This is a genomic window from Moritella sp. 24 (genome assembly GCF_018219155.1).
In the GTDB taxonomy this organism is placed as follows: domain Bacteria; phylum Pseudomonadota; class Gammaproteobacteria; order Enterobacterales; family Moritellaceae; genus Moritella.
On sequence record NZ_CP056123.1, the window covers coordinates 1679302 to 1692699 of the forward strand.

A 13398-nucleotide genomic window follows, 5' to 3' on the forward strand; every position below is an offset into this window, starting at 1 on the left:
GATAACAACTGTTTAGCAATGGGATAGCATATAACTACATATAGTTTATTACTGTATTTTATACATATATTGAAAGTTTGTATTGCCTAAAATGGCGATGTCTTACATTTATTATTTGGTCGAGCTTGCTACTGTGGTATTTAACGATGAATGCATAGAGGCAGTGGGCTGGTCGGATTAATCTTGCGGCGTAGTTAATTTTAAATAAGGTAAGGCGCACCTCGTTTAAGGTGCGAATTGAAATCTAAATAAGCTTATTCTAAATGCTAATCTAGTGTTCTGAATTAGTTCGTGCGCGATTATGAGTCCAGATTTAGTTCATCATATGTCGCGTCCACGTCTTCAATTGTCGATAATTCATCAATAAAATAATCACGACTTGGCTCTTTTGCGCTACGTTTTGTATTTACATTACGTAGCGTGTTCGGATGCGTAATTTTATGATTATATTTGCGCCAGCAGCGAGCAAAGTCAGAAGTGAGTTCGAATTCACCATCCATCTCAGCTAAAAAATAATGCTCGTCAGTTGTTGTCGGTAACAACTCACCTTCTTGCAGCTTTTGCATAGTTAAACCATAGTTTTCTAGTAACTGTATTTCATCGTCATTAAATGCATTTTGTTGTTGAAAACCTAGCGGAAAATGCACTTCATCTAAAAATAATCCCATGCTTCTCATATCGTTTACCTTTCGTTAAATCAGCTTTGTAACAGCAATGTCATATTCAATCTTTATAATTTTAACTACAGACTTAGTTGGTCTCTAAACTAACGGTGAATGTTGACAGTTTAGTGACAACGATAAATATTTTTGTAATCAGACGTCACAATTTTAATTTTATATTTTTAATAAAAGAAATAATCAGGAATGAACATGGCTAAATTAGATCAGAAGTTTAAGAAGAAATCAGCACAGCGTTTTGATGATGAAGAGATCATGATGTCTGATCGTAAAGCGAATAAACGAGCACGTCGTGATAGCCGCCAAAAAGACGATATCTATGCGTTAGTGGAAACATCGACAGTGTATGGGCATGAGCAAAGTATGTCTGCACACGAAAGCAACATGCACTTTTAATGATGGGAATAATATTATTGAATAGATAGGTAATGAGTTAATCGTTCATGACCTATCTTTCATTGATGGTGTTCTTTTATTTATGTTCGTTTATGTGGTGATTAAACCAGACGTTCAAATGCAGCTAGTGTTGAATCACAGTTAATCACTCGGCCATGTCCTTGCCCTTGTGTTGTGACTAAGTCGATAGTATTCGCTTCTTTCGCCGCTAATTCTGAGGTACTAAAGTTGGCAAACCTATCTCGCTTATCATGAACTATGATAGTTTTGTGCTGACGAGAAATTAGTGTTTGATAAGGTTTTATTGTCTCGAGTCTATAGTCATATTGGTTTTCAATTTCTTCAATCATCTCTCCAAATAATTTCATTGAATATCCAGAGCTACCAACGGTGTCATACAAGCTTTCAACATAGTTTAAGACAGGAGCAATTAATAAAAAGGGTAAGGTTTCTACTTTCGGGTGACGGCTTTCTAAAACAACGGTCGACCCAATACTATGTGCAATGATGCCTGCTACGTCATCAATATTCTCAACGATTTCATCGAATGCTTTTACAAACGCGGGTAGGTGAGCGTGACGTCCTTCGCTTTGACCGTGCGCAGGATGATCATAGGCGAGTGCCGTAAAACCTTGTTCTGCGATGTGTTCCATTAATGGAAAAAACTGACTTGCACTGCCTGACCAACCGTGGCTTAAGATCCAAACGGGTCCATTACCTATTTGATAGGTATTGAGACGTCCTTCAGATGTCAGATGTGTAGATCGTAATAAGCCAACTGGATCCTCGTTATTAGAGGTACTACGAACTGGCGTGAGTAATATATTTCGGGCTGTTTTCAGGGCATGGGTCGGCGCTATGCTATGGTGTAATCGCGTGCCGATATTAATCATGCTATGGCGTATAGTAAACTTGCGTCGAGTATTGAAATAGATATTGCTGCTCATGATAATTCCTTAAATAACACCCTTTAAACGAACGGTCGTGCTATTTTATAGTGTTTAAAAGGCGCATTACGCCCTGCTAATGTGGGTATTACTAGATCGTTATTGCCATTGCTTATAAAGCTGTTTTACACCTTGCCAAAATAGTGTGCGCTCGTCAGTTTCAAGCTCAATAGAATGAAATAGGTGACTGCTTAAATACAAACCATAAAATTGAAAAACAGCCTGCCTTGGTACTAAGTCATCACGGAACAAACCACTTTGCTGACCTTTGCTGATCTGCATTTCTAAATAACTGATCCAGGTATGTAATTGCTTACGTAAGGCTTGCTGTAACAAATCTTGGCTGTTATTACCTTCTCGCCAAGCATCCATAAACATACAACTGCCTTGGAATGAATGGTTCCACTCTAACCAATGGTGTAGAAGTGAATGTAAACGCTCACTGACGTTGGTATGTTCTTCACGTCTTACCGCCATAATGACACGTTCGGTAAAGCATGCTCCAGCATATTCAATTACCGCGACTTGTAGGTTTTCTTTCGAATTAAAATGCGAAAACAAGCCACTTTTAGACATACTACAAGCCTTGGCAAGTACACCGATCGTTAAGCTATCCAATCCCGCTTCACTGGCAATGGTAAAGGCAATATTTAAAATATGTTCTCGGGTAATTCGACCTTTACTCATATGTTTTACTTTACGCCGTTAGTGTGGTGATTAATGTTATATTTCAAATTGAAACGTATTTTTAGCACGACCGTTCTTTTAAAGCTAGCGCCATATTCACTAAGCATTTAATTTATAACTAAGGTGGTATTAAATATTTGATAAGTGTAAATACACGTCGTCATTTCTCTAGTTAGCGAGGCTGTTGCGATTTATCAACACACTATTTATGTATTTAGTCACATTTTTACTCTGATACGGGTATTAAATAAGTGATTTATCGTTTTTAATAAACATCTGCTCTACCTAGTTATACTGGGATCGTTTATGCTTACGTTAATTTCAAAAATGAATTAAGGAAGTCGTATGCGGATCACCGCTAATTTTGATGCTGGTAATATTGAAGTCATTAATCTAGATGACAAAAATGACGTTCAACTTGCAATTCGTCCTGATGTGGGTGAAGAGTTTTTCCAATGGTTTAACTTTCGTGTTGAAGGTGTAGTCGGTGAACAATATACACTGAACATTCTTAATGCGGGTGAAGCGGCTTATTTGGAAGGCTGGGAAAACTATCAAGCTGTTGCATCATACGATCGCCAGCACTGGTTCCGTATTCCAACATTTTATAAAGACGGTAAATTGACTATCATTGCTGATATGGATTGTGAGTCAATGCAAATTGCTTACTTCGCACCGTACAGCTATGAGCGTCATCAAGATCTACTTGCAGCAGTGCAAATGCACCCACTAGTAAGCCTAGAACACCTTGGTGAAACGATTGATAAGCGTGATCTTACATTAGTTAAAATCGGTGATGGTGCTGAAAACAAGCGTAACATTTGGATCACTGCACGTCAGCATCCGGGTGAGACAATGGCGGAATGGTTGGTTGACGGTCTAATGCATAGCTTACTTGATAGTGATAACCCAACGGGTAAAGCATTATTAGACAAAGCTAACTTCTACATTGTTCCAAACATGAATCCAGATGGCAGTGCGCGTGGACATCTACGTACCAATGCCCTAGGTGTGAACCTTAACCGTGAATGGTTAAACCCAAGCTTAGAAAAAAGCCCAGAAGTATTCCATACCATCAACAAGATGAAAGAAACTGGCGTTGATTTATTCTATGACGTACACGGTGATGAAGCTCTACCTTTTGTATTCCTTGCGGGTTCACAAGGTACGCCAAGTTATAACGACCGTTTAGCTAAATTACGTGATCGTTTTTCTGATGTGTTCAAACTGGCAAGTGCAGATTTCCAATCTGAATTTGGCTATGACATCGACGCACCAGGTACAGCGAACATGACTGTGGCAACTAACTGGGTAGCTGAAGAGTTTGACTGTTTAGCTAATACCATGGAAATGCCATTTAAAGACAATGATAACTTGCCTGATCCTATGATGGGTTGGTCACCAGAGCGTTCTATTAAGCTTGGTGAAGCATCATTAGTTGCTATGTTAGCTGTGGTTGACGATTTACGTTAATTTTAGTGTGATAATGTAGTGCTTTAAATTGTATCCCTGTAAAGAGTTGTTCGCGACCTTTGCAGGGATGTTTCATATGGACTATACAAATACATAGTCATAATTAGAGAATACAATGATGAACTTAATTAATGATAAAGGACCATGCTTGGGCGGTGTTTTTGCGCACGCAGCAGTCGCAAATTGGAAAAGTAACGCCGTTAAATCGATGTTCAATGCAAGGTTTAACGGAGAAGATTATGTGGGTAAAGAAAAATCGAGGTTAACGAACTAAACTTTCCTCTCTCTATTCCATTCCTCCCCCTCGATTACTCAAACCGAATACAACCTGCACTTGAACTATCGCTTACGGCGAAGCTTCGCCACATCTGCAATATGTTGGGCAATGTGTCCATTTTGAATATAGCTATGGCTTGTATTTATTAAAGGAAATTAAAAGTGACGGAATTAGATAAAATGCTTAATGGTGATCTTCACTTAGCTTTTGATGCTGAACTGACGGCCATGAGAGGGCGTGCTAAAGACCTCTGCTTTAAGCTCAATCAGACTAACGATAAGTCTGAACGTGAAATCATTATTAAGGCGCTACTTAGTTCAACAAGCGCGCACCTTGAAAGCCCGTTCAATTGTGATTACGGAATACACATAAGCGTGGGAGCAGATTTTTATGCTAATCACGGCTGCACGATATTAGATGGCGCAAAAGTAACGATTGGTGATAACTGTCTTCTTGCTCCTCACGTTGTGATAAGCACGGTTAACCACCCGTTAGATGTTGATTTAAGAGTAAAAGGCTATGAGATTGCCAAGCCCATTACGATCGGTCATAACGTTTGGTTGGGTGCAAATGTAACCGTGCTTGGCGGTGTTAACATTGGAGATAACGTCGTGGTTGGTGCGGGTTCTGTCGTGACTAAAAACTTACCGAATAACACGGTTTGCTTGGGTTCGCCTGCTAAACCAGTGAAAGAGATATAGGCATGGAGAGTAAAATGAAAATAGCAGTTATAGGATTAGGGTCTATCGCTGAAAAAGCGCACTTACAGGTACTTACTCAGCTTGAAAATGTTGAGTTGGTTTTTTGTACTCGTAACCTAGAAAAACTAAAGCAGTTAGCGGATAAATATCGTATTACTGATTACTATACGCATTACCAAGACGTATTAAAGTCTTCTGTGGATGCGGTGATGATACACAGCGCGACGTCTTCTCACTTTGAGATTGCAAGTTTCTTTCTAAATCACGGGATTCCAGTATTTGTAGATAAGCCTCTCGCGTCAACATATGCTCATTGTGAACAACTTCATAACCTTGCAGAGCAGAAGGGTACCCCTTTGTTTATGGGATTTAATCGACGGTATATTCCGCTTTATAAGCAATATATACCTACGTTATCTGGCACGGATAATATTGATAATCCGTTACTGTCTCTTCGTTGGGAGAAAAACCGCCTTAACTTAGCAGGGGATATTCGCACGTTTATCTTTGACGATTTTATACACCCTATTGATAGCGTAAACATTCACGCTTCAGTTCAAGCTGATGACCTACACATAATGGCGCAGTTCGATAAACAAGGTCTGGTTTCAAATCAGTTAGCGCGTATTGATGTGCAATGGCAGCAGCACAATGCTATTTTTCATGCATCAATGAATAGGCTTAATGGTGCAACTAATGAGACTGTTTCCGTTCATTATCATAACCAGAATTACAGGTTTGACTCTTTTGTTGAAGGGACTCATTGGCAAGATGATGTTGAGCGTAAAGTAAAGCTCGCTGATTGGACGCACATGCTGACAAGTAAAGGTTTTAATGGCATGACTGATCACTGGTTGTCTGTTATTAAATCAGGTAAGCAAGAGCTGACTTATACTCAGCGTAATTTACATTCTCATTTCTTAGCTGAGTTTATTGCTCAAAAAATCAGTTAATCTATTCGTTGATATTTCACGCTAAGAGTAGGTGATATGGATAATAAAGCCTCTGTGATAGAGGTTTTATTATATCTGGCGCCAGCAATAAACCGAGTTTGTGAAGCATATCAGCTTGTTGAATAAATAAATTTGGCCGAAATCGCGAATGCAGTCATATACTCAATGGGATTGGGCTAATTTGATGAAGGAATAAGGTTTATGTCACAGCAAGGTAGTCAGATAATTGTGCATGGTAAAGTTCAGATGGTGGGCTTCCGTTATGCGACTGTAAAGCAAGCGCTGCAATTAGGGTTAACAGGGCATGCAATTAATCTGGTCAATGGTGATGTGGAAGTGCAGGTATTTGGTGAAAAGAATGAACGAGATAAGTTAATCTTATGGCTACGTGAAGGCCCTGATACTGCACAGGTTGACGCACTCGAAATCACTACGATTGATTACCAACCAATACAAGATTTTACACAAGGGTAATTTATACCATACGATAGATTTTGAGTGAGATTGTCCCTTGTTCTGATATCGAAATCCCTTCTGCCATTAAGCGTTGTTTTTGATAGTCACCGCGCTCACCTTGAAGGGATATCTGACCTTTCGCATTAACAATACGATACCAAGGCAGCTTACTGTCGGCTGGTAAGCGACTAAGCACTTTACCAACCTGACGAGCATGGCGAGACATACCAGCTAATTTTGCTATATCTCCGTAAGTTGCAACCTTGCCTTCAGGCACTTGATATACGAGAGCAAAAACCTGTTGTGCAAAACTGTCCATACTTATTGATTACGGCCTTAATATCTTATTGTTTAATACTTATAAACGTAATTTAGTCACAAGTTGTTCGCCAAGGTTTACGTTATTTGACGAACCATCTAAGGCCTCACGAGTATCGCTAATTAATGCTTCCATACCATGACGAATATTGTCGGAGTGGCTTAGCTGCTGCTGAACTTGCGTGATTGTTTGTTCAACTAAGCTTGAACTCGAATTTGCTTGTGATACTAATTCTTGTAGGCTCTGCATTGTCACTGTCGCAATATCAACACTGTCATCAATAATACTGGTTACTTGTTTTTGCTTATCAATGATAGCGGCAGAAATATCCATGATTTTTTTCATTTCACCTTGGATCTGATCAGCTGATTGATTTGCTGTATTCGCAAGTGCACGAACTTCATCGGCAACTACGGCAAAACCACGGCCATGTTCACCCGCACGCGCAGCTTCAATTGCCGCATTCAGTGCAAGTAGGTTAGTTTGGTCGGCAATCCCTTTAATAGAGTCAACTAATTGACCAATATTTTTATTGTTTTCGTCTAGGTTTGCTAACAGTACTGTAAATTCTGCAATATATTGTGCTGAACCAGTAATGTTACCCGTTAATTCTTCAAGTTGCTGTATACCTGTTTGAGATATGTTCGCTGTACTTTGCGCTGAATGAAAAGAGTCATTAGAAAGGTTTTCGATACCTTTTGATTGATCCATAAAACCTTGAATTAAATCGAAGTTTTGTTCAATGTTATTAAGGCGACTTGCTGATGACTTATTCACTCTATGTGCGTTTTGAGTTATTTCTTGAGCCATTGCTAATGCGCCACTATCTTGTAGTCGGTCTAAAAGCTGTGCTTTACTTTGCAGCGCTGCTAAGTCTGTTTCTGAAATCAGAGTTTGTCCAAGAGGGACTTTATTCGAGTTGAAAAAATTAAACATAGCTTAGATCTGCCTTATTTTAGTCGTTTATAATTTATAGCGGCAAAGTTTGATCCCGCTGAGTTCTATTAATCATTAGTAAGCAATAATTAGGCCGTAAATTGTAATAAGAGATGATTTATTTTTCTTATTAATTATATAGTTACTTTTTATATTCGGTACGACGATGTGACGACTCATTAGGTCTTATTATTTATTGCTTCTTATGTTATCGGCAGCGTAACTCGTTTATTTAACGATAATGTGACTATTTGTGGAAGAGGGGAGTAAATAGTTTTTACTTGAATGAGCTTGTACGTCTCAGATATAGCATCTTGTAATGGTTTGGGTATATACTAAGTATATTGTGCGCAAGACAGTTACGAGGGTTACCCTGATGTCAAAAATGAATGAAGAGACGATGTTACACTTAGATAATCAGGTTTGTTTTGCTTTGTATAGCGCCACTAACGCGATGGTTCGAGCATATAGGCCATTGTTAAAACAGCTTGATCTTACTTATCCGCAGTATTTAGCGATGTTGGTTTTTTGGCAGCAAGATGAAATTAGTGTGAAAATTTTGGGTGAACAATTGCACCTAGATTCAGGTACATTAACACCCTTGCTAAAACGATTAGAGTTGAAAGGATTAATTCGTCGAGATCGCAGTAAAGAAGATGAGCGTGCGCGTATATTATGTTTAACAGAGGCAGGATTGACGCTTAAAGAACAAGCGAAAGACATTCCAATTAATATGTTTTGTCAGGCGGGCTTACCGAAAGAAGAGCTGTTAATGATGAAAGCAAGCTGTGAAGCATTATTGAATAATTTAACGGAATAATTTAACGGAACACGATTATAAAATGACAGAAGGGCTGCAATATGACAGCCCTTTATTTTATGTGCTCTATTCATCTTATCTTAATTAATGTTCTTCTGGACGCCAGCTTAGTGCACTTGCGATTGAACCGACGATAATAAGATCTTGTTTATCCGTAGATAAATCTGGCAGCATTTGTAAGCTTAATAAGCCATTGGTTTGTACTGCTGCGACACTTTGCGTCCCTTGTTCAAAAACATAACCAAGTGGCTTTTCAACCGTCATGAATAAGTCATCTGATTTGTGCACTGATTTTACATTTAAATGTTCGTTGTTGATGCGGACAGTGCCTGATTCATATTTTGCAACATCCAATGAAATTGCAGCGCTCGATGGTTTCATTTCGTATTCACCAATCATGACGCCGTCTCGGTTAATATCGCAGCGATAAGGTTTATTGCCACCAAACGATAAACCACCGACGTTGATGCTTGTACCGCCACCACTACAAACTAGTGTCCACTTTTTACCGTTATCGGTGCGAGTGATTTCAGCCACCATGTCACCTTCTTTGGTACTGATGGTATTAAACCAAGTTGAGCCAGATGAGCTACGGTCATATTTACCGGTATATTGACCGACAATATCAAAGCTACCTTCTTGCCCTAGGCCCCAAAAATCCCCTTCTGTTTTAATTAACATTTCTGGTTGAGCGTTAAGTTCACTGGTTTTAGTCATTAGCGCAACGCTACCACAACCTGAAAGTACACTTACTGCAAGTATCGAAAGAATCAACTTTTTCATAATATACCCATTATAAATTCGAGAAATAACTGGAATTATCGATGGGCGTATTATCCATATAAACAAACACTAAGTCTGGTTTGGCTAGGCGATAAAATGTAAGGAGGTGTAAGCTGCTGATGTTGTAATGACAACAGGATTAAGTGACTGCTACGCTAATAATCTGAGAGGTATTGGTTAAGTGCTTGTTGCCACTCTGAACTTTGACGCACGTTAAGGAGGGCTCGGTTTAACTGTTCTGTGTAGGGACTATTCCCTTTGATTGCTAAACCATAGTTCTGCTTTTCAAATTGGTAAGGTAGTACCGATATCTGTTGATAGCGACCTGCTTGTTTTGCTTGCTTTAGCTTGTATTTCAATATGGCGTCATCGTCAACAATTGCGTCAACAACACCATTATTTAATGCAATAAGCATGGCATCGATACTGGAAAACTTTTGATGTACGATACCTAGATTATCAAGGTATATCGACGATGTTGTAGACACTTTTGCGCCTACATTAAGATTAATTAGGTCGTACGGACCTTTGATATCTGAGTTCATTAAACCCAACGTAAAGGTACTGGCAAGTATTGCGGTAACACTAGCAATAAAGAGGGTTGACGTAATAGCTAAAAATACGGTCAGTACACGTCCACTTAAGGTCTTAAATTCAAAGTAATTAAAGGGACCTTTAGTGATAAACAGTAAACCTAAAATAAAGGCTTCTAACCATTGTGCCCCTTTTGTTGGCATGGAGTAGAGCTTATCGTTAATATTATGCTCCAATAAATAAAATACCCAACCAATAATACCAGCAGCGACGAAGATTAACCCGACGATTAAGAGTAGTGTTGTATTCGTGATTAAATCGATAAAAGAAGATAAATATCCTTTATCCTTAACGGCGATAGCAAGGTGTGTTTCGTAAAATGAATGCGAAAAATCCATGAGTAATTCGCGCTCTGGTGTAATAGATATACACGATATACCTACTTCGACACTGCCATTTTCAACCGCGGTTAATAATCCCTTTAGGGTGTAATCTTGCATCTTATATTGTAAATCGATACTACTGGCGATGCGTTGCCACAATAAAATACTTAACCCTGTGCTGGTGGTTTGCTGAATGCCGTTTGCGTCGAGGCTCATTACAAAGGGGGGGCAATGGTAGGTACCAACGTTCATCGTGGGGCGATTTTTTTCAATAAGGAGACTACTATTGTTTTCAGTAAGGGGATCATTATAGTTTTCAATAACGGAACTACTATAACTATATGTTGCCATACTGCATAAGTAACAGAGTACACACAGTCTTATGATCCGAAATGAGAGTGGTTGCATTACAATCCCTAGTATTTTTTAAGGTGTGTGTTGCTATTTGTTTATTAAGTTTAGTGGAAAATCATCTAGGAAGAAGGTTTATCAATATGAAATTTAAATTGTCGGCACCTTTGTTGCTCACCGCAATTGTTAGTGGGTTACTTAGCGCCTGTTCTAATACCAGTGAGCAGAGCGTCGTTGGTGATACTGCTGTTGATGCATCAAATACGAATGTAGTGGTAACTGAAACTTATTGGGTTGCGCCTGAACGCGTGGCTTGCCAGGGGGTTGTACCCATGCAGTGTTTGGTTGTTAATCAAGAAATTGATGGTGAAACGAATGGATGGCAGTTGTTTTATAATGATATATCAGGTTTTGAATTTGAACTGGGTTATTTTTATAAGTTATTTGTTGAAACGTCTGAAGTCGCTAACCCTGCTGCCGACAGTTCAAGCTTGTCGTATAAGTTAATTTCAGAAGTGGATAAAACACCACGCCATTATGCTGATAATACGATGTTGACTGAGAATAGAAAATGGAATCTAAAGCAGCTTGTTGGTTTGGGTAAAGTGAATCCGCTAATGCTGGATAAACCAGCCAATATTACTATTGCAGATGATCGTTTTTCAGGGTTCTCTGGCTGTAATAATATGTTTGGTCAAGTTCAGCATTTATTTGAAGATGCACAATTACAAAACACGCTATTGAAATTAGGGCCTATTGGTTCAACGTTGATGGCTTGTTCTGACCAAAATAGCAATGCGGTCGAGCAAAAGCTGCAGCAAGCGCTGGGTGTTGTAAATGCGATTCAGGTGCAATGGCCATTTTTAAATATGTATCAAAATGATGAACTGATGATCCAATTTGTTGCTGAAGATTGGGATTAATTTAAGCTACATTCAGCTTCTTCGGTGTAACTTATATTTCGGTAATAGGCGGTGAGTGGTAAACTTTCAGGGTCGAACTCACCAGCCCAATCTGAAATTCTTGAGTCCGTAACCCATGTATTAGCGATGATTTTAAGCTTACTGTCACTTGCCTTTGGTACTTGATCATAATTATCATCATGTACTTTATAGACCATCTCACCGTCAATGTACCAAAATATGGCACCTTCCGTCCATTTGATACCATAGCGATGAAAATCATCCGCCGCGTCAAAGTTCATATGAATAAGTACTTCATGTGCATTTTCGTATCTGTCATCGTTGGTCCAGTAATTAATTTGTAGCATTTGGGTATTATTGCCTAGAAACTCAATATCGATCTCATTATGTCTACCGTTACCTCCTTCAGGTGTATCGTCCGGGCCTGCAAACAGGAAAAATGAGGTGATAACACCAGATTCTCTTACTGGTTTTATTTCGGCTTCAAAACAACCGTAAGCATAATAATCATGGCTACGTAGCTCTCCAGACTCGTAAGGAAATCCACTTTCAGGGGATGATGTGGTTCTTATGCTGATATTCATGCCATTTTCGTCGAACTTAACCGTGTCGTCTGACCAAGAGCTTAAAAAAGGAAAGCCGTTACTCCAGTTATCAGAAAGCCACCAGAGATTGGAATTTAGTTTGTTAAGTGGATCAACAAATGAAACGGTTTTAGCGATGCTAGAGGCGGAGAATAACAATGACCCTGAGCATAATATGAGGAGGCTAAACTTAATTAAATTTGTCACTTTTATAGTCATAATGGGTAACGCTACGGAATAGTTTATGGTACACATTAGTATAGCCAGAAATGATATGTAGCAGGTTGCTAACGATTATTTTTATAAAAAACAAGATCTCGCTATCATTTTTATCGGTGTTTGCAATTGCCAGCACGCTTTCCTTCGTGCTGCTAACAATCACATCGATTTACTGACAGCTTGCTTTTCGTTGATAAGAAGCATTTCGATAATGTGCCGTAAGTGGGAAGTTATCTGCTTCAAAATATCCAGCCCAATTTGATATTCTATTGTCTGTCGCCCATACATTTGCAAGGATTCTTAGCTTGCTACTTGATACTTGGGGAATTGGATCACTTCTATGGTGTTTAACTTTATGTACAAGTTGGCCATCTACATACCAAGAGATGGACTTTCTTTTCCATTCAATACCATAGCGGTGAAACGCCTCTGATGCATCAAACCCCAGTGGTATAATATGCTCGTGGGCAAATTCATAACGATCATCATTAGTCCAGAAATTGATTTGAACCATGCTAGTGTCCTTACCTAAAAATTCAATATCAATCTCGTTATGCTGACTATTACCATTCGCAGGTTTATCAAAGGGACCTGCGAAGAGGAAAAAAGAAGTGATGACACCTGATTCAGATATTGGTTTCATGTCAATTTCAAAGCAACCATAACCGTAAAACTCTTGGCTGCGTAACTCACCAGATTGATAGGGATAACCTGTTTCGGGGAAATTTGTTGGTATTAGGCTTATTGCCATGCCTTCGTCACTGTAACTAATCGCTTCATCTTCCCAACTATTGGTGAAGGGAAAGCCATTACTCCAACCGTTTGAATGCCACCATATTGGTGAGTTAAGTTCGGTTAGTGGGTCTGAAAAACTAACAGGCTTTGCGAGACTCGTTATCGGAAAAGTAGCACCACAAAGTAATAGCATTAAAGGAAGCTTATATTGATGTAAAACAGGGAAAGGCATGGGGCACCA

General features: G+C 39.1%; 16 protein-coding genes. 7 read left to right on the forward strand and 9 right to left on the reverse strand.

Annotated elements, in window-relative coordinates:
- Positions 1-299 precede the first annotated feature (299 nt).
- Positions 300-677, reverse strand: coding sequence for a DUF413 domain-containing protein (gene maoP, locus HWV00_RS07580; protein WP_211685494.1), 378 nt, complete (start codon positions 675-677; stop codon positions 300-302).
- Between the two features lie 195 nt (positions 678-872).
- Between maoP and HWV00_RS07585 the strand changes: the two genes are divergently transcribed.
- Positions 873-1076: a hypothetical protein gene (locus HWV00_RS07585; RefSeq protein ID WP_211685495.1), complete on the forward strand. Its 204-nt coding sequence runs from the start codon at positions 873-875 to the stop codon at positions 1074-1076.
- 101 nt (positions 1077-1177) lie between these two features.
- On the opposite strand, the gene HWV00_RS07590 is transcribed toward HWV00_RS07585, so the two are convergent.
- Positions 1178-2023, reverse strand: a complete 846-nt coding sequence (locus HWV00_RS07590) for an alpha/beta fold hydrolase (protein ID WP_211685496.1) — start codon at positions 2021-2023, stop codon at positions 1178-1180.
- Between the two features lie 99 nt (positions 2024-2122).
- Positions 2123-2710 carry a TetR/AcrR family transcriptional regulator gene (locus tag HWV00_RS07595; RefSeq protein ID WP_211685497.1) on the reverse strand — a complete coding sequence of 196 codons (588 nt, stop codon included), beginning with the start codon at positions 2708-2710 and terminating at the stop codon, positions 2123-2125.
- Between the two features lie 345 nt (positions 2711-3055).
- Here HWV00_RS07595 and HWV00_RS07600 point away from each other — a divergent pair, with 345 nt between their 5' ends.
- The 4 genes from HWV00_RS07600 to yccX all read left to right on the forward strand — a co-directional run bounded on the left by HWV00_RS07600 (position 3056) and on the right by yccX (position 6588).
- Positions 3056-4183, forward strand: a complete 1128-nt coding sequence (locus tag HWV00_RS07600; protein ID WP_211685498.1) for a M14-type cytosolic carboxypeptidase — start codon at positions 3056-3058, stop codon at positions 4181-4183.
- A 438-nt stretch (positions 4184-4621) separates the two neighbouring features.
- Positions 4622-5161 carry a sugar O-acetyltransferase gene (locus HWV00_RS07605; protein ID WP_211685499.1) on the forward strand — a complete coding sequence of 180 codons (540 nt, stop codon included), beginning with the start codon at positions 4622-4624 and terminating at the stop codon, positions 5159-5161.
- 14 nt (positions 5162-5175) lie between these two features.
- Positions 5176-6114: a Gfo/Idh/MocA family protein gene (locus HWV00_RS07610; RefSeq protein ID WP_211685500.1), complete on the forward strand. Its 939-nt coding sequence runs from the start codon at positions 5176-5178 to the stop codon at positions 6112-6114.
- Positions 6115-6315: 201 nt separating this feature from the next.
- The gene (gene yccX, locus HWV00_RS07615) at positions 6316-6588 is read left to right on the forward strand and encodes an acylphosphatase (protein WP_211685501.1); all 273 of its coding nucleotides are present in this window, start codon (positions 6316-6318) and stop codon (positions 6586-6588) included.
- 1 nt (position 6589) lies between these two features.
- On the opposite strand, the gene HWV00_RS07620 is transcribed toward yccX, so the two are convergent.
- Together HWV00_RS07620 and HWV00_RS07625 are read right to left on the reverse strand one after the other, a co-directional pair.
- Entirely contained in the window at positions 6590-6889 is a 300-nt protein-coding gene (locus HWV00_RS07620) for an MGMT family protein (protein WP_211685502.1), read from the reverse strand.
- Positions 6890-6928: 39 nt separating this feature from the next.
- A complete protein-coding gene (locus HWV00_RS07625; protein ID WP_211685503.1) occupies positions 6929-7825 on the reverse strand; it encodes a methyl-accepting chemotaxis protein in 897 nt (298 codons plus the stop codon).
- A gap of 376 nt (positions 7826-8201) precedes the next feature.
- On the opposite strand from HWV00_RS07625, the gene HWV00_RS07630 reads away from it, so the two are divergent.
- Positions 8202-8645 carry a MarR family winged helix-turn-helix transcriptional regulator gene (locus HWV00_RS07630; protein ID WP_211685504.1) on the forward strand — a complete coding sequence of 148 codons (444 nt, stop codon included), beginning with the start codon at positions 8202-8204 and terminating at the stop codon, positions 8643-8645.
- A gap of 84 nt (positions 8646-8729) precedes the next feature.
- On the opposite strand, the gene HWV00_RS07635 is transcribed toward HWV00_RS07630, so the two are convergent.
- On the reverse strand, positions 8730-9428 hold the full coding sequence (locus tag HWV00_RS07635; protein WP_211685505.1) for a hypothetical protein: 699 nt from the start codon (positions 9426-9428) through the stop codon (positions 8730-8732).
- Positions 9429-9583: 155 nt separating this feature from the next.
- The gene (locus tag HWV00_RS07640; RefSeq protein ID WP_370630499.1) at positions 9584-10753 is read right to left on the reverse strand and encodes a transporter substrate-binding domain-containing protein; all 1170 of its coding nucleotides are present in this window, start codon (positions 10751-10753) and stop codon (positions 9584-9586) included.
- Between the two features lie 86 nt (positions 10754-10839).
- Between HWV00_RS07640 and HWV00_RS07645 the strand changes: the two genes are divergently transcribed.
- Positions 10840-11619, forward strand: a complete 780-nt coding sequence (locus HWV00_RS07645; RefSeq protein WP_211685506.1) for a DUF4377 domain-containing protein — start codon at positions 10840-10842, stop codon at positions 11617-11619.
- Here the strand turns inward: HWV00_RS07645 and HWV00_RS07650 are convergent.
- On the reverse strand, positions 11616-12203 hold the full coding sequence (locus HWV00_RS07650; protein ID WP_255554959.1) for a family 16 glycosylhydrolase: 588 nt from the start codon (positions 12201-12203) through the stop codon (positions 11616-11618). The genes HWV00_RS07645 and HWV00_RS07650 overlap by 4 nt on opposite strands.
- A 388-nt stretch (positions 12204-12591) precedes the next feature.
- Complete coding sequence (locus tag HWV00_RS07655; protein WP_211685508.1) at positions 12592-13389, reverse strand: family 16 glycosylhydrolase; 798 nt, start codon at positions 13387-13389, stop codon at positions 12592-12594.
- Positions 13390-13398: the final 9 nt, after the last annotated feature.